The organism is Agrococcus sp. SCSIO52902 (genome assembly GCF_022983135.1).
GTDB lineage: Bacteria > Actinomycetota > Actinomycetes > Actinomycetales > Microbacteriaceae > Agrococcus > Agrococcus sediminis.
This window is the reverse complement of the sequence record NZ_CP095269.1, coordinates 1,977,060-1,992,715: the sequence shown is the minus strand read 5'-3', so window position 1 is coordinate 1,992,715 and position 15,656 is coordinate 1,977,060. Positions and strand designations below refer to the sequence as shown.

Here is a 15,656-nt window from a genome sequence, read left to right as displayed (position 1 = left end):
GATCCTACGGGCGGGGGCCCACGCGCCGAGCCGGGCGCGGCGGCGGGATCACTCCTCGCGGAGGATCTCGAGCGCCCGCGCGAGGTCGGCCGGGTAGGGCGACTCGAAGACCACCTGCTCGCCGGAGCCCGGGTGCCGGAAGCCGAGCCGCTTCGCGTGCAGCCACTGCCGCTCGAGGCCGAGCCGGGCGGCGACCGTCGGGTCGGCGCCGTACATGGTGTCGCCGATGCAGGGGTGGCGCCGGGCGGCCATGTGGACGCGGATCTGGTGCGTGCGCCCCGTCTCGAGGTGCACCTCGAGCAGGCTGCCGCCGCGGAACGCCTCGAGCGTCTCGTAGTGGGTGATCGCGTGCTTGCCGCTCGAGACCACCGCGAACTTCCACTCGCTGCCCGGGTGGCGGCCGATCGGCGCGTCGATCGTGCCCGACAGCGGGTCGGGGTGCCCCTGCACCGCCGCGTGGTAGACCTTCTCGACCTCGCGGTCGTGGAAGGCGGCCTTCAGTTCGCTGTAGGCGCGCTCGCTCTTCGCGACCACCATCAGGCCGCTCGTGCCGGCGTCGAGCCGGTGCACGACGCCCTGCCGCTCGGCGGCGCCGGAGGTGGCGATCTGGAAGCCCGCCGCCGCGAGCGCGCCGACGACCGTCGGGCCCTGCCAGCCCGCGCTCGGGTGCGCGGCGACGCCGGCGGGCTTGTCGACGACGACGATGTCGGCGTCGTCGTGCACGATGCCGAGGTCGGGCACGGGCGTCGCGACGATCCGGGGCGCCTCGCGAGGCTGCCAGCGCAGGTCGAGCCACGCGTCGGCGCGCAGGCGGTCGGACTTCCCGAGCGTCGCGCCGTCCTGCTGCGCCCCGCCGTCGTCGAGCATGGTGACGACCGCGGTGCGCGAGAGCCCCAGCAGCTTGGCGAGGCCCGCGTCGGCGCGCGTGCCGTCGAGGCCGGGCGGCACCTGCAGGAAGCGCTCCTCCATCAGCGGTCGTCGGGGTCGAGCGGCTGCGTGGCGTCGGGGTCGTCCTCGCGCGCGTCCGCCTTCGGCTCGTCGGTGCGGCGCACGCCGTCGAGGCCGATGTTGGCGAGCACGAGCAGCACCACGCCGATCATCGACGACACGATGAAGATGTCGGCGATGTTGAAGATCGCCGGGAAGCCCCAGACCTGGATGAAGTCGATGACGTGGCCGACGAAGAAGCCGGGCTCGCGCGTCAGCCGATCGGTGAGGTTGCCGACCGTGCCGCCGAGCAGGCCGCCGAACGCGGCCGCCCACAGGGGCGAGCGGATGCGACGCAGCTGGGTGGCGATGAACACCACCACGACACCGGCGAGGATCGTGAAGATCCAGGTGGAGCCGGCCGCGAGCGAGAACGCCGCGCCGGGGTTGCGCACGAAGTGCCACTGGAGCAGCTCGCCGAGCACGGCGCGGCGCTCCCCCTCGGCCATCTCGGCGATGACCCACTCCTTCGAGAGGAAGTCGGCCACCCAGACGACGACTGCGGTCCCGAGCACGAGGCCCAGCATCCGCCAGGCCGTCGTGCTCCGGACCGCAGTCGAGTCGTCTGCCACAGAGTGCGCGATCAGCTGCCGCTCTGGCCGCCGAAGGCGAGCGAGGACGAGCGGTCGAGGTCGCGCAGCTGGCTCTCGATGTAGCCGCGCAGCTTCAGGCGGTAGTCGCGCTCGAAGCTCTTGAGCTCGTCGATCTTCTGCTCGAGGGCAGCCTTCTGCTCGTCGAGCTTCTTCTTCTCGTCGTCGAACTCCTGGTTGAGCACCGTCTTGCGCTGCTCGGCGTCGTCCTCGATCTGCTGCGCGGTGGCCTCGGCGGCGGCGATCAGCTCGTCGCGGCGGGCCTCGCCCGCGGCGACGTGCTCGTCGTGGACGCGCTGCGCGAGCGCCAGCAGGCCGTCGGCGTTCGAGACGGCGGGCGCGGCGCCCTCGGGCTGCGGCTCCGCGGCCTGCGGCTCGGTGACCACGTCGTCCTGCGGCACCTCGGCGACAGGGGCCGACTCGGCCTCGCGCTCGGCGAGCTGCTCCTTGAGGCGCTCGTTCTCGACGCGGAGCTGCTCGAGCTCGGCGGCGTCGGGGTGCTCGACGGGCTCGGCGGCCTCGGCGGGCGCAGTGGCGGGCGCGGCGACGGCGCCGCCCTGCTTCAGCTGCTCGTTCTCGGCGCGGAGGGCGTCGTTCTCCTCGGTGAGTCGACGAAGCTCGGTGACCACCTCGTCGAGGAAGTCGTCGACCTCATCCTGGTCGTAGCCGTCGCGGAAGCGCGTCGTCTCGAAGCGCTTGTGGACGACGTCGTCAGGAGTCAGTGCCATGTCGTGCCTTTCTTCGTCGGCTGCCGCGCCCGATCGGGCGCGCAGCGCAGATTCACTGTACCCGTCGCGGACGGCGTGCTGACGATCCTAGCCCGCCGCGCCCGCGCGGCACCTCAGGCGCTGAACGCCCGGAAGGGGCCGACCACGGTCATGAGCAGGATGAGCCCGAGGAGCAGGACGAGCATCGCGAGGTCGAGCATCGCGCCGCCGACGCGCACCGGCTTCACGAACCGGCGCACCCAGCGCAGCGGCGGGTCGGTCACCCGCAGGATCCACACCGACAGCACGAGCCAGAAGCCGGAGGGCTTCCAGTCGCGCCGGAGCTGCCGCACGAAGTCGAGGATGATCCGCGCCCAGAAGACGTAGAACGCGAGCAGCGCTGCGGTGTGGACGATCCAGGCGAGGATCGAGACGATCGGCACTGAGCTGACGGGGCTCAGTGCGCGAAGACGGCGGAGTCCGCGTCCTCGTCGACCGAGCGGCCGCCGGAGACGGCGATGTGCTCGGGCGTCAGCAGGTAGACCTTGGTCGTCACGCGCTCGATGCGGCCCTCGAGGCCCTGCGTGAGGCCGGCCGAGAAGTCGATCAGCCGGCGCGCGTCGCCGTCGGTCATCTGCGACAGGTTGATGATCACCGGCGTGCCGTCGCGGAACGCCTCGGCGATGGCCTTGGCGTCCTTGTACTGGCGCGGGTGCACCGTGAGGATCTCGCTCATGTCGCTCACCTTCTGCGCTGCGCGGAGCTTCGTGACGGGAGCGCGGCGCGGCTCCTCGACGCGCTCGCGCGGCTGGTGCGTGTGTGCACGGTCGTGCTCCTCGGTCCGCTCGATCGGGCGGACCTCCTGGGTCAGCTCGTCCTCCTCGGCGAAGCCGAAGTAGATCGCCGCCTTCTTCAGTGCGTTGCTCATGGGATCCTCCTCGTGGCCTGGTTCACGCTATCCGCCGAGCGGGCGGTTTCCCGTGATTGCGGTGCCGATCCGCAGGTGTGTCGCGCCGTGCTCGAGCGCCTCGCGCCAGTCGCCGCTCATGCCCGCCGAGATCCAGTCGGCGGCGGGGTCGACGGCGCGCACGCGCTCGGCGAGGCGGGCGAGCCGCTCGAACGCGGCGGCGGGCTCCTCGCCGAGCGGCGCGACCGCCATCACGCCCCGCAGCCGCAGGGCCGGCGACGCGGCGACGCGCTCGGCGAGCGCGTCGAGGCCGTCGGGGGCGACGCCGCCGCGGGCGGGGTCGTCGGAGAGGTTGACCTGCACGAGCGCGTCGCGCACGGGGCGCTCGTCGCCGGGCTCCCCGCCCTCGAGCGCCTCCACGAGCTCGGGCGCGTCGATCGAGTGCAGCACGTGGGCGTAGCGGGCGACCTGCCGCGCCTTGTTGCGCTGCAGCTGGCCCACGAAGTGCCAGGTGAGGTCGAGGTCGGCGAGCGCCGCCGCCTTGTCGCGCGACTCGGGGTGCCGGCTCTCGCCGAAGTCGCGCTGTCCCACCGCCGCGAGCTCGCGCACGAGCGAGGCCGGATGCCGCTTCGTGACGACGATCAGCGTGACGCCGCGCGCCCGGCGCGCCCCCTCGAGCTGCTCGAGGAAGGCGGCCAGGCGCGCGGCGGGGGCGTCTGCCATGCGTGTCAGCGCAGGAAGTCGGGGAGGAACTCGTCCTCCTCCTCGTCCACCTGGGTCAGCGGCTGGACGGGGCCGGTGAGGTGGTCGGCGACCGGCGGCGCCGGGACGGGGCGGCGCTCGGGCGCCTCGTGGGCGTCGGACGCCGGGGCGCTCGGCGTCGACTGCCGCAGGCCCATCTCGGTGCGCGACGCCGTGCGGATGACGGAGTCGTCGACCTTCGCGATCGGGCCGGTGCCGTCGAAGCCGGCGGCGATGACCGTCACGCGCACCTCGTCGCCGAGCGTGTCGTCGATGACCGTGCCGAAGATGATGTTCGCCTCGGGGTGCACCGCCTCCTGCACGAGCTTGGCGGCGTCGTAGGTCTCGTGGATGCCGAGGTTGCTGCCGGCCTGGATCGACAGCAGCACGCCGTGCGCGCCGTCGATCTTCGCCTCGAGCAGCGGGCTCGCGACGGCGAGCTCCGCGGCCTTGATCGCGCGGTCCGCGCCGCGCGACGAGCCGATGCCCATGAGCGCGGAGCCCGCCCCCTGCATGACCGACTTCACGTCGGCGAAGTCGACGTTGATGAGGCCCGGGGTGGTGATGAGGTCGGTGATGCCCTGGACGCCCGCGAGCAGCACCTGGTCGGCGGTCTCGAACGCCTCGACCATCGAGATGCCCATGTCGGAGATCTCGAGCAGCCGGTCGTTCGGCACGACGATGAGCGTGTCGACCTCGTTCTTGAGCGCCTCGACGCCCGTCTCGGCCTGCGCCTGGCGGCGGCGGCCCTCGAACGAGAACGGCTTCGTCACGACGCCGACGGTGAGCGCGCCGAGGCTCTTGGCGATGCGCGCCACCACGGGCGCGCCGCCCGTGCCGGTGCCGCCGCCCTCGCCCGCGGTGACGAAGACCATGTCGGCGCCCGCGAGCGCCTCCTCGATCTCCTCCGCGTGGTCCTCGGCCGCGCGGCGGCCGACCTCGGGGTCGGCGCCTGCGCCGAGGCCCTTGGTGAGCTCGCGGCCGACGTCGAGCTTGACGTCGGCGTCGCTGAGCAGCAGCGCCTGCGCGTCGGTGTTGATGGCGATGAACTCGACGCCTCGCAGGCCGAGGTCGATCATGCGGTTCACGGCGTTCACGCCGCCGCCGCCCACGCCGACCACCTTGATGACGGCGAGGTAGTTGTTGTTGGAAGTCACGGTTCCGGCCCCTCGATCGAACTCTCAACCTCTAGTTGAAGTTTAGAGAATTCCTCACTTCATGCTGACGAGTTCGACGGTACGTCCGCGAAGGTGCGCGGGTCGGGAGCGACTCGGTGTGTCGCCGCCGGATCCGCCAAGAAAAGGATTCGTCAGGTTCGCGGGCTCAGGAGCCGCGCACGACGGAGTGCTCGGGGGCCCGCACGTCGAGCACGACCGCGACCGCCGGATCCTGCGTCGCGAGCAGCGCCGCGACCACGTCGGCCTTCAGCCGGCTCTCGTCGGCGCCACCCCACAGCACGGTCTGGCCGCTCGTGAGCGAGAGGCGGATGTCCGACTCGGTCGGTGCGCTGATGGTCGCCGTCGCCTCGAGCACCGACGTCGGCACCGCGACGAGCATGGCCGCGATCGCCTCGAACTCGGCGCTGCCGAGCTCGACGCCGTCGAGCCGCGGCAGCATCGCGGTCGCCTCGTCGACCGGTCCGAGCGCGACGCCCGCGGCGTCGATGACGGCCTCCCCGGATGCGGTGGGCACGATGGCCACCGGGCGCCGCTCGACGACGTGCACGATCACGGTCGACGGCGGCACGACATCCACCCGGAACGACTCGATCTGCGGGATCGTCGAGAGCCGCTGCGCGACGCCCTCCTCGGTGACGGTGGCGATGGGCTCCCCCATCGCGTCGCCGAGCGCCTCCTGCACGACCGCGGCGTCGAGCCGCTCGACGCCCTGCACGCGCACCTCGCGCACGGCCATGAGCGGCGACCACACGAGTCCGACGAGCAGCAGCAGCGCGAGCGCGAGCCCTCCGCCCGTGAGGAGCGCCGCGCGCACCTGCCGTCGCCGGGCGGCGGTGAAGCGCCGCACCTCGGCGCGCTCACGCCGCACGCGGGCGCGCTTGGCCTCCTTGGCCTCGCGGCGCGTCTCGCGCGCCTCCTCGCGGTCGAGGCGGCGCTGCTCGCGCTGCGCCTCGCGCCAGGCGCGGTCGACGCGCTGGGCGAGCGAGCCGCGCTCCTCGTCGGGCAGGGGCGCGGGCTCGCTCGGCCCGCCCGTCGCCGGCGCCGCGTCGGCGCCCTCGTCGAGGTCGGCGTAGGCGCTCAGCGCCCAGCGCCTGGGCTCGCGCTCCGGCTCCCGCTCCGCCGACCCGCGCCGGGCCGCCGCCTCGTGCGCCGCGATGGCGCGGAGCGCGGCGTCGCGGCGACGGCGCAGCGCGTCGAGGCTCGAGCCTCCGGCCGCGTCGTCCGCGTCGGCGGGCGCCTCGACCGGCTCGTCCGTTCGGCGGTCGAAGCCGTCGGGCCGCCTCACGACCCGTCGCCCTCCTCCAGCGCCGCGAGCACCTGCGGGATGATCCGGTAGACGTCGCCGCAGGAGAGGGTGACGATGATGTCGCCCTCGCGCGCGAGCTCCGCCGCCCGCGCCGCCGCCTGCTGCCAGTCGGGCAGGTAGTCGACGTCGGCGTCGTCCTGGAAGCGCTCGGCGACGAGCGCGCCGGTGACGCCGGGGATCGGGTCCTCGCGGGCGCCGTAGACGTCGAGCACCACGGTGTGGTCGGCGACCCGCTCGTAGACGGCGGCGAAGTCGCCCGCCATGTCGCGCGTGCGGGTGTACAGGTGCGGCTGATGGATGGCGATGATGCGGCCGTCGCCGATGACGGTGCGCGCCGCCGACAGCGCGGCGTCGACCTCGGCGGGGTGGTGCGCGTAGTCGTCGAACACGCGCACGCCCCGTCGCTCGCCGTGCAGCTCGAACCGGCGCCCGGTGCCGCGGAAGCCGGCCAGCGCGTGCGCGCCGTCGACGGGCGCGACGCCCATCGCGACGAGGGTCGCGAGCGCCCCCACCGCGTTCACGGCGTTGTGCCTGCCGGGCACACCCACCTCGAGGTCGAAGCGCTCGCCGGCGATCTCGACGGTCGCGGCGGCGCTCGCGCCGACCCGGATGTCGACGATGCGCACGTCGGCGTCGGCGGCCTCGCCGAACGTGACGACGCGGTCATGGCGGATGCGCGCGCGCACGCGCTGCGCGCCCGGGTCGTCGGCCGAGATGACGACGGCCTCGCTCGCGCGGCTCGCGAACTCGGCGAAGGCCGCGTCGAAGGCCTCGGGGGTGCCGTAGTGGTCGAGGTGGTCGGTGTCGACGTTCGTGATGAGGGCGACCGCCACGTCGTACAGCAGGAACGAGCCGTCCGACTCATCCGCCTCGAGCACGAAGGCGTCGGAGCTGCCGTGGCCGCTCGAGGCGTCGAGACCCGCGATGACGCCGCCGTTGACGAAGGACGCGTCGATGCCGAGGCCGTGCAGCCCGACGACGAGCATGCCCGTCGTCGTCGTCTTGCCGTGGGCGCCCGCGACGGCGACGACCCGCTTGCCGCGCGCGAGCACGTGAAGCGCCTGGGAGCGGTGGAGCACGGGCACGCCGCGCTCGCGGGCCGCGACCAGCTCGGGGTTGTCGGGCCAGAGCGCGCTCGTGACGACGACCGCGTCGACCTCGTCGGGCAGGTTGGCGGCGTCGTGGCCGATCGCGACGCGGGCGCCGCGCTCGACGAGCCGGTCGACGGCGGCCGAGCCGCTGCGGTCGGAGCCGGAGACCGCGAGCCCGGCGTCGAGCATCATGTGCGCGATGCCCGACATGCCCGAGCCGCCGATGCCGATGAAGTGCACCCGCTCGATCTGCTCGGGGATGGGCTGGGTGAGATCGGGTTCGATCACGGCTTCCTCCTCGTGGCTGCGGCCCGCTCGATGAGGTCGCTCATGCGGTCGCTGCCGTCGGTCGCGCCGGCGCCCGCGCTGGCGGAGGCCATCTCGGCGAGCCGATCGGCGTCCTCCAGCAGCGGCACGAGCCGCGCGCGCACCCATTCTGCCGTGAACTCGCGGTCGTCGACCAGCAGCGCTCCCCCGGCCGCGACCTGGTCGGCGGCGTTCATGCCCTGCTCGCCGTTGCCGTAGGGCAGCGGCACGTACACGGCGGGGAGCCCCACGGCCATGAGCTCCGACACCGTCAGGCTGCCCGCGCGGCACACGACGAGGTCGGCGGCGGCGAGCGCGAGGTGCATGCGGTCGAGGTACTCGATCGCGACGTAGTGGGGCACGTCGGCGGGCTCGAAGTCGGTCTGCCTGCCGCCCGAGAGGTGCAGGATCTGCCAGCCGGCGGCGACGATGTCGGCGGCCGTGGCGACGATCGTGCGGTTGATGGAGCGCGCGCCCTGCGAGCCGCCGGTGACGAGGAGCGTCTGGCGCTCGGGGTCGAGGCCCAGCTCGCGCACCGCCTCCTCGCGCAGCGCGACCCGGTCGAGCCCGGTGATCTCGGGGCGCAGCGGCATGCCGACGACCTCGCCCGCGAGGGTGGTCGGCCGGTACGAGAGGCCGACGAAGGGCGTCCAGCGGGCGCCGAGCGCGTTGGCCATGCCGGGCTTCGCGTTCGCCTCGTGGATGGCGATCGGGATGCCCTCGAGCCGGGCAGCGCGGTAGGCGGGCGCCGCGGCGTACCCGCCGAAGCCGACGACGACGTCGATGCGGCGCTCGCGCAGCAGGGCGCGCACCTCGCGCACCGCGCGGCGCCAGCGGGCGGGGAAGCGCAGCGCCGCGGCGTCGGGGCGGCGCGGGAACGGCAGCTTCTCGATCGTGACGAGCTCGAGGCCCGCGCGCGGCACGAGCTCGCGCTCGAGGCCCTCGCGGGTGCCGAGCACGGTCAGCTCGACGCCGGGGTCGCGCTCGCGCAGCCGCTGCGCGGTCGCGAGCAGCGGGTTGACGTGGCCGGCGGTGCCGCCGCCGGCGAGCAGGACGCGCACGGTCAGCCCTCCGCCGGAGCCGGCGCGGGCGTCGGCGAGAGCGCGGGGCGCTCGCCCCGCACGATCGGGTTGTCGACGCGCTCGAGCGACAGCACGACGCCGACGATGAGGAGCGCGGCGATGAGCTGCGAGCCGCCCGAGGAGATGAAGGGCAGCGGCACGCCGAGCACGGGCAGGAGCCCGAGCACGACGCCGATGTTGACGATCGCCTGGCCCGTGAGCCACACCATCGCGGCGCCGGTGACGACGCGAGTCATCTGCAGGCGCGCGTGCCGCACGATGCGCAGCATCGTCCAGGCCAGCAGCGCGAAGAGCGCGAGCACGACGACGGCGCCGAGCAGGCCCAGCTCCTCGCCGATGATCGCGAAGATGTAGTCGTTGTCGGCCTCGGGCAGCCACGACCACTTGGCGCGCGAGTTGCCGAGCCCGACACCGAAGAGGCCGCCCGCCGAGAGCGCCCAGGTGCCGTGGAGCTGCTGCCAGCAGCCCGAGTAGTAGTCGGCGTCGGTGCAGCCCTGCACGAACGCGGTGATGCGACGCACGCGCGAGGGGCTCGAGAGCACGACCGGCACCGCGAGCAGCGCGAGCCCGGCGGCCGGCAGCAGCAGGTGCCACCAGCGCACGCCGGCGAACCAGAGCGCGCCGAACGAGAGCATCGTCATGATGACGACGGTGCCGAGGTCGCTGCCGAGCAGCACGAGGCCGATCGAGAGGCCGGCGACGGGCCCGGCGGGGATCCAGGCGTGCCAGAAGCTCGTCACGTGGCGCTGCTTGCGCGTCATGATCATCGCGAGCCACACGCACAGCGCGACCTTCACGAACTCCGAGGGCTGCAGCGAGAAGCCGCCGACGCCGATCCAGTTGCGGTTGCCGTTCGCGCCGAAGCCGAGCGGGGTGAAGACGAGCACCTGCAGCGCGATGCCGAGCATGATGCCGAGCCACGCGACGCGCTGCCACACGTGCGCGGGCATGCGCGCGGCGAGCAGCATCAGCACGATGCCGACGGCGGCGAAGGCGCCCTGCTTCGCGAAGTCGGTGAAGAACGAGCCGCCCGCCACGTAGCTCTCGACCGATGAGGACGAGAGCACCATGATGAGGCCGAACGCGACCAGGAAGAGCGTGGTGCCGAGCAGCAGCGCCGCGTTGAGGGTCGGCGCGCCGAACATCGAGCGCACGCGCACGAGCGCGCGTCGACCCATCCTGGAGGCGGCGCCGTCAGTCGTGCGCGCGGGGGCCGCGGTCGTCGTCGCCATGGGCTCCCCTCCCCCGCACCGCCTCGGCGAAGCGGTCGCCGCGGTCTGCGTAGTCGTCGAACTGGTCCATGGATGCGGCCGCCGGCGCCAGCAGGACCGTGACGCCGGGCGCGGCGTGCGCTGCGGCCTCCTCGACGGCCAGCCGCATCACGGCTCCAGTGTCCGCCGTCGAGACCTCCACGAGCGGGATGCCCGGCGCGTGTCGCGCGAACGCCTCCCGCACCGGTGCGCGCTCGACGCCGATCGCGACGGCGGCGACGATGCGACCCGCGTGCCGCTCGACGAGCGGCGCGACGTCGGCGCCCTTGAACAGGCCGCCCACGATCCACACGACCCGGTCGAAGGCGCTGAGCGAGCCCTCCGCCGCGTGCGGGTTGGTGGCCTTCGAGTCGTCGACCCAGCGCACCCCGTCGACCTCGGCGACGAGCTCGGTGCGGTGCCGGTCGAGCCGGAAGGAGCGGATGGCGTCCCGCACGTGGGCGGGTTCGGCGCCGAAGGCGCGCGCGAGCGCCGCCGCCGCGAGCACGTTGCGCGCCATGTGCGGCGAGCGCAGGCCGCCGGGCACGAGGTCGTCGAGCGTGCCGAGCTCGAGCGCCTGCCGGTGCCGGTCGTCGAGGAACGCGCGGTCGACGAGCACGCCGTCGACGATGCCGAGGTCGCTGCGCCCGGGCACGCCGAGGCCGAAGCCGATCGCGCGGCATCCCTCGACGACGTCGGCCTCCTCGACCATCGCCATCGTCGCCGGGTCCTCGACGTTGTAGACGGCCGCGACCCGCGCGTTCCGGTACACCTTCGCCTTGGCCGCGCGGTACGCGTCGGCCGACCCGTGCCAGTCGAGGTGGTCGTCGTCGATGTTGAGGCACGCCGCCGAGTGCGGCCACAGGGCGCCGGGCCCCTCCTCGGCGAGCCCGTGCAGCTGGAAGCTCGAGAGCTCGAGGACGAGCGCGTCGAAGCCCTCGGGGTCGCGCACGGCGTCGAGCACGGGCGTGCCGATGTTGCCCACCGGCGCGACCCGGAAGCCCGCCTCGCGCAGCATGTGCGCGGTGAGCTGCGTCGTCGTGGTCTTGCCGTTCGTGCCCGTGACGAGGATCCACTCGGCCGCGCGCACCTTGTCGCGCACGCGCCAGGCGAGCTCGATGTCGCCCCACACGGGGATGCCCCGCTCGGCCGCGGCGAGGAGCCACGGGTGGTCGGGGCGGAGGCCCGGCGACGCGATCACGAGCTCGGCGCCGGCGAGCGCCTCGGGCACCTCGGCGGCCGCCGCGTCGACGATCGGCACGCCCAGGACGCCGAGGATCGTGCGGCGCTCGTCGTCGACGCGCTCGGCCACGGCGGTGACGGATGCGCCGAGCTCGGCGAGCGTGTCGACGGCGGCGAAGCCGGTGACGCCGAGGCCGAGCACCGCGACGCGCAGGCCCGACCAGTCGCTGCGCCAGGAGGTGAGGGAGTCGAGGTCGCGCATCAGCCGTGGATCGTCCACTCGAAGTAGAAGAGGCCGACGCCCGCGGCGACGAAGAGCCCCGCGATGATCCAGAAGCGCACGACGATCGTGACCTCGGCCCATCCCTTGAGCTCGAAGTGGTGGTGCAGCGGCGTCATGAGGAACACGCGCTTGCCGCCGGTGGCCTTGAAGTAGGCGCGCTGCACGATGACGGAGCCCGTGACGATGATCGGCAGGCCCGCGATGAGCAGCAGCAGCAGGTGCGTGTCGGTCATGACCGCGAGGCCGGCGAGCGCGCCGCCGAGGGCGAGCGAGCCGACGTCGCCCATGAAGATCTGCGCGGGGCTCGTGTTCCACCAGAGGAACCCGATGAGCGCGCCGCAGAGCGTCGCCGCGAGCGTCGCGAGGTCGAGGGGCGCGGCGATCTCGTAGCAGCGGTAGAGGTTCTCCTCGGCGGAGCCGCCGGGCCGGCACGACTGGTTGGACTGCCAGAACGCGATGAAGGCGTAGCCGACCATCGCGACGATCGTCGAGCCCGTGGCGAGGCCGTCGAGGCCGTCGGTCACGTTGACGGCGTTGGCCGCCGAGACGTTGATGATCGTGATCCAGAGCACGAAGAGGATGCCGCCGACCGCGCCCCACGGCGCGAGGTCGAGCCACGGGAGGTCGCGCACGCCCGAGATCGTGACGTCGACGACGGGCCGGCCGTCGGGGCCAGCGGGCACGGTGATCGCGAGCACCGAGAAGAGCACCGAGACGACGAGCTGGCCGGCGACCTTCGCCCAGCCGCCGAGGCCGAGCGAGCGCTGGTTCGAGATCTTCAGGAAGTCGTCGACGAAGCCGACGGCGCCCATCCCGACGATGAGCAGCAGCACGAGCAGCACCGGCCAGGTCGGCGGATCCTGCCCGATGAGCTTGCCGCCGAAGTAGCCGACGAGCGTCGCCACGATGAAGATGAGCCCGCCCATCGTGGGCGTGCCGCGCTTGACGTGGTGCGTCTGCGGGCCGTCGTCGCGGATGAACTGGCCCCAGCCGATGCGCGTGAAGCCGCGCACGAACAGCGGCGTCGCGAGGAGCGACACCAGCAGGGCGATCGCGGCCGAGGCCAGCAGCACGAGCATCAGACGCCCCCGATCCGGTCGCCGAGGTCCTTGAGGCCCGCCGACAGCGACGACTTGACGAGCACGACGTCGCCGGGCGCGAGGCTCGCGCGCAGCAGCGCCTCCGCCTGCTCCGCATCCTCCACCCACGTGGTGTCCTGACCGAAGGACGACTCGAGCTCGGCGGCGTCGTGGATGGCCTTCGCGCCGGTGCCGACGACGACGAGCCGGTCGACGCGCACCCGCACGGCGAGCCTGCCGACGCGGTCGTGCTCCTCGGCCGACAGCGGCCCGAGCTCGCCCATCTCGCCGAGCACCGCGACCGAGCGGCGGGACGCCTGCCGGGTCATGTGCGCGAGCGATCGGAGGGCCGCGGCCATCGAGTCGGGGCTCGCGTTGTAGGCGTCGTTGATGACGGTGATGCCGCCGCCGGGCTCGAGCAGCTCCATGCGCCAGCGCTCCGCGCGGTGCATGGTGCCGAGCGCGGCGATCGCGCGCTCGAGGTCGAGGCCGAGCGCGTCGGCCACCGTGAGCGCGGCGAGCGCGTTCATGACGTGGTGCTCGCCGAGGATGCGCAGGCGCAGCGGCCACGACTCGTCGCCGCGGTGGATCGTCGCGAGCGTGCCCTCGAGCGTCGACTCGACGTCGCTCGCCCAGAGCGCCGTCGGCTCGTCGGCGGGGCCGGGCTCGGTGCCGAACCAGGCGATGCGGGCGCGGGTCGCCGCGGCCATGCCGCGCACCCGCTCGTCGTCGCGGTTCAGCACGGCGACGTGGTGCTCGCCGAGGTCCTGCACCATCTCGGTCTTCGCCCGGGTCGTGGCCTCGACGCCGCCGAACTCCCCCGCGTGGGCGAGGCCGACCTTGAGGACGACGCCGAGGTCGGGATGCGCCATGGCCGTGAGGCGCGCGATGTCGCCCACGACGCTCGCGCCCATCTCGAGCACGAGGAAGCGGGTCGCCTCGTCGATGCGGAGCATCGTCATCGGCGCGCCGACCTCGTTGTTGAACGACTTGACGGGGCTGACGGTCGGGCCGTGCTCCTCGAGGATCGCCTGCAGCATGTTCTTCGTCGTCGTCTTGCCGTTGGAGCCCGTGACGCCGATGACGGTCAGCTCGCCCGCCGCCCGCACGCGGCGGATGACCTCCGCGGCGAGCGCGCCGAGCGCGACGACCCCGTCGGCGACGACGACGTGCGGCACGTCCTGCTCGAGCGGCCGCTCGGCGACGACGAGCGCCGCGCCCGCGGCGAGCGCGGCGTCGATGAAGCGGTGCCCGTCGGTGACCTCTCCGGGCATCGCGAAGAACGCGCCGCCGGGCGTGACGAGGCGTGAGTCGGTCTCCACGGAGCCGGTGACGACTGCGTCGTCGCCGTGGAGCACGCCGCCCACGGCCTGTGCGATCTCGCTCGCGCGCATCCGGAGCATCAGTGCTGCTCCCGCCGCGCGAGGTCGTCGCGCACCGGCCAGCCGGCCTCCTGGAGCGCGCGGCGCGCCTCGTCGCGCGCGACGAACGCCTCGCGGACGCCGGCGACGTCGCGGTAGTCGGCGTCGCCCGGGCCCGCCCACAGCACGGTGTCGCCCGGGCCGGCGAGCTCGAGCGCGGCGCGGATCGCCGCCTCCTCGGGCGACGACTCGATGACGGGCTTGCCGCCGGCCGCCGCGCGCGCGCCGGCGAGCACCTGCGCGCGGATCGCCGCCGGGTCCTCGGTGCGGGGGTTGAAGTCGGTCACGACGACCGCGTCGGCGAGCTCGGCGGCGATGCGGCCCATGTCGGCGCGCTTCGTGGCGTCGCGGTCGCCGTCGGCGCCGAAGAGCATGATGAGCCGGCCCTCGGTGACGCGGCGGAGCGCCTCGAGCGTCTGCGCGAAGGCGTCGGGGCTGTGGCCGTAGTCGACGAACACGGCGGGCCCCTCGTCGCCGGAGACCCGCTCGATGCGGCCGGGCAGCGTGCTGCGCATGCCGCGGTCGATGACCTCGGCGATCGCCTCGAGCTCGAAGCCCGCCTCGACGAGCATGAGGATCGCGATCGCCGCGTCGACCGCCATGTGGCGCCCGATGAACGGCACCTGCACCTCGATCGCGCCGCCGTCGATGCCCGTGAGGGTGAACGACGTCGAGGTCGGCGTCTCCTCCCAGATGTCGACGTGCCAGTCGGCCTGGCGCTGCGGATCGCTCGAGAGCGTCGTGACGGGGATGCGGCTGCGCTCGGCGACGCGCACGCCCCAGTCGCCGTCGACGCACACGACGCCGCGCTCGGCTCGGTCGGGCGTGAAGAGCTCGAGCTTCACGTCGAAGTACGCCTCCATCGAGCCGTAGTCGTCGAGGTGGTCGTGGCTGAGGTTCGTGAACGCGACGACGTCGAAGCGCACGCCGTCGACGCGGTGCCGCTCGAGCGCCTGCGCGCTCACCTCGAGCACGGCGGCGCGCACGCCCGCCTCGCGCATCCGCGCGAGCAGCGCGTGCAGCTCGCTCGCCTCGGGCGTCGTGAGCTTCGAGGTGACGACGACGTCGCCCACGTGCCGCTCGGCCGTGGTCGACAGGCCCGTGACGAAGCCGAGGTCGGCGAGCAGCCCCTCGAGCATGAAGGAGGTCGAGGTCTTGCCGTTGGTGCCCGTGATGCCGAAGAGCTTCGGCGGATGCTCCTCGGTGCGGTACACCCACGCGGCGATCTCGCCGAGCGCCGCGCGCGGGTCGTCGACGACGATCACCGGCACGTCGGCCTCGACGAGGCCGGCGCCGGCGGGGTCGGTGACCACGGCGACCGCGCCGCGCTCGACGGCGCCGGCGGCGAACTCGGCGCCGTGCCGGTGCGCGCCCGGCAGCGCGGCGAAGATGTCGCCGGGCTGCACGTCGGAGGAGTCGATCGTGATGCCCGTCACCTCGACTCCGTCGAGGTCGTCGCGCTCCTCGAGCTCGAACGCCTCCACGAGGCCGGTGAGGGGCCTCGGTGCGGGATGCTCCGGTCGCAGGATCCTCGGGGTCACGCCCG

Annotated in this window: 15 protein-coding genes; all 15 read right to left on the bottom strand. The window is 73.7% G+C overall.

Annotation, left to right across the window (positions count from 1 at the left end; genetic code table 11):
• Positions 1 to 48: 48 nt before the first annotated feature.
• The 15 genes from MU522_RS09825 to MU522_RS09755 all read right to left on the bottom strand — a co-directional run bounded on the left by MU522_RS09825 (position 49) and on the right by MU522_RS09755 (position 15,651).
• Positions 49 to 969 carry an RluA family pseudouridine synthase gene (locus MU522_RS09825; protein ID WP_246990795.1) on the bottom strand — a complete coding sequence of 307 codons (921 nt, stop codon included), beginning with the start codon at positions 967 to 969 and terminating at the stop codon, positions 49 to 51.
• Positions 969 to 1,502, bottom strand: coding sequence for a signal peptidase II (gene lspA / locus MU522_RS09820; protein ID WP_246990794.1), 534 nt, complete (start codon positions 1,500 to 1,502; stop codon positions 969 to 971). The genes MU522_RS09825 and lspA overlap by 1 nt, the downstream gene beginning before the upstream one ends.
• Before the next feature lie 68 nt (positions 1,503 to 1,570).
• Positions 1,571 to 2,305 (bottom strand): DivIVA domain-containing protein, encoded by a 735-nt coding sequence (locus tag MU522_RS09815; protein ID WP_246990793.1) that lies wholly within the window; start codon positions 2,303 to 2,305, stop codon positions 1,571 to 1,573.
• Positions 2,306 to 2,418: 113 nt separating this feature from the next.
• Complete coding sequence (locus tag MU522_RS09810) at positions 2,419 to 2,727, bottom strand: YggT family protein (protein ID WP_246990792.1); 309 nt, start codon at positions 2,725 to 2,727, stop codon at positions 2,419 to 2,421.
• A gap of 14 nt (positions 2,728 to 2,741) precedes the next feature.
• Positions 2,742 to 3,212 carry a cell division protein SepF gene (sepF, locus tag MU522_RS09805; RefSeq protein WP_128188512.1) on the bottom strand — a complete coding sequence of 157 codons (471 nt, stop codon included), beginning with the start codon at positions 3,210 to 3,212 and terminating at the stop codon, positions 2,742 to 2,744.
• A gap of 27 nt (positions 3,213 to 3,239) precedes the next feature.
• Positions 3,240 to 3,914 (bottom strand): YggS family pyridoxal phosphate-dependent enzyme, encoded by a 675-nt coding sequence (locus MU522_RS09800; protein ID WP_246990791.1) that lies wholly within the window; start codon positions 3,912 to 3,914, stop codon positions 3,240 to 3,242.
• Positions 3,915 to 3,919: 5 nt separating this feature from the next.
• On the bottom strand, positions 3,920 to 5,089 hold the full coding sequence (ftsZ, locus tag MU522_RS09795) for a cell division protein FtsZ (protein WP_225792828.1): 1,170 nt from the start codon (positions 5,087 to 5,089) through the stop codon (positions 3,920 to 3,922).
• Positions 5,090 to 5,255: 166 nt separating this feature from the next.
• Positions 5,256 to 6,395: an FtsQ-type POTRA domain-containing protein gene (locus tag MU522_RS09790; protein WP_246990790.1), complete on the bottom strand. Its 1,140-nt coding sequence runs from the start codon at positions 6,393 to 6,395 to the stop codon at positions 5,256 to 5,258.
• Positions 6,392 to 7,795, bottom strand: coding sequence for a UDP-N-acetylmuramate--L-alanine ligase (gene murC / locus MU522_RS09785; protein ID WP_246990789.1), 1,404 nt, complete (start codon positions 7,793 to 7,795; stop codon positions 6,392 to 6,394). The genes MU522_RS09790 and murC overlap by 4 nt, the downstream gene beginning before the upstream one ends.
• Positions 7,792 to 8,880 (bottom strand): UDP-N-acetylglucosamine--N-acetylmuramyl-(pentapeptide) pyrophosphoryl-undecaprenol N-acetylglucosamine transferase, encoded by a 1,089-nt coding sequence (locus MU522_RS09780; RefSeq protein WP_246993512.1) that lies wholly within the window; start codon positions 8,878 to 8,880, stop codon positions 7,792 to 7,794. The genes murC and MU522_RS09780 overlap by 4 nt, the downstream gene beginning before the upstream one ends.
• The gene (gene ftsW / locus MU522_RS09775) at positions 8,877 to 10,127 is read right to left on the bottom strand and encodes a putative lipid II flippase FtsW (RefSeq protein WP_246990788.1); all 1,251 of its coding nucleotides are present in this window, start codon (positions 10,125 to 10,127) and stop codon (positions 8,877 to 8,879) included. Before ftsW ends, MU522_RS09780 begins: the two co-directional genes overlap by 4 nt.
• On the bottom strand, positions 10,090 to 11,589 hold the full coding sequence (gene murD / locus MU522_RS09770; RefSeq protein ID WP_246990787.1) for a UDP-N-acetylmuramoyl-L-alanine--D-glutamate ligase: 1,500 nt from the start codon (positions 11,587 to 11,589) through the stop codon (positions 10,090 to 10,092). The genes ftsW and murD overlap by 38 nt, the downstream gene beginning before the upstream one ends.
• Positions 11,589 to 12,689 (bottom strand): phospho-N-acetylmuramoyl-pentapeptide-transferase, encoded by a 1,101-nt coding sequence (gene mraY, locus MU522_RS09765; RefSeq protein WP_246990786.1) that lies wholly within the window; start codon positions 12,687 to 12,689, stop codon positions 11,589 to 11,591. The genes murD and mraY overlap by 1 nt, the downstream gene beginning before the upstream one ends.
• Positions 12,689 to 14,092: a UDP-N-acetylmuramoyl-tripeptide--D-alanyl-D-alanine ligase gene (gene murF / locus MU522_RS09760; protein ID WP_246990785.1), complete on the bottom strand. Its 1,404-nt coding sequence runs from the start codon at positions 14,090 to 14,092 to the stop codon at positions 12,689 to 12,691. The genes mraY and murF overlap by 1 nt, the downstream gene beginning before the upstream one ends.
• On the bottom strand, positions 14,092 to 15,651 hold the full coding sequence (locus MU522_RS09755) for a UDP-N-acetylmuramoyl-L-alanyl-D-glutamate--2,6-diaminopimelate ligase (protein ID WP_348645595.1): 1,560 nt from the start codon (positions 15,649 to 15,651) through the stop codon (positions 14,092 to 14,094). The genes murF and MU522_RS09755 overlap by 1 nt, the downstream gene beginning before the upstream one ends.
• Positions 15,652 to 15,656: the final 5 nt, after the last annotated feature.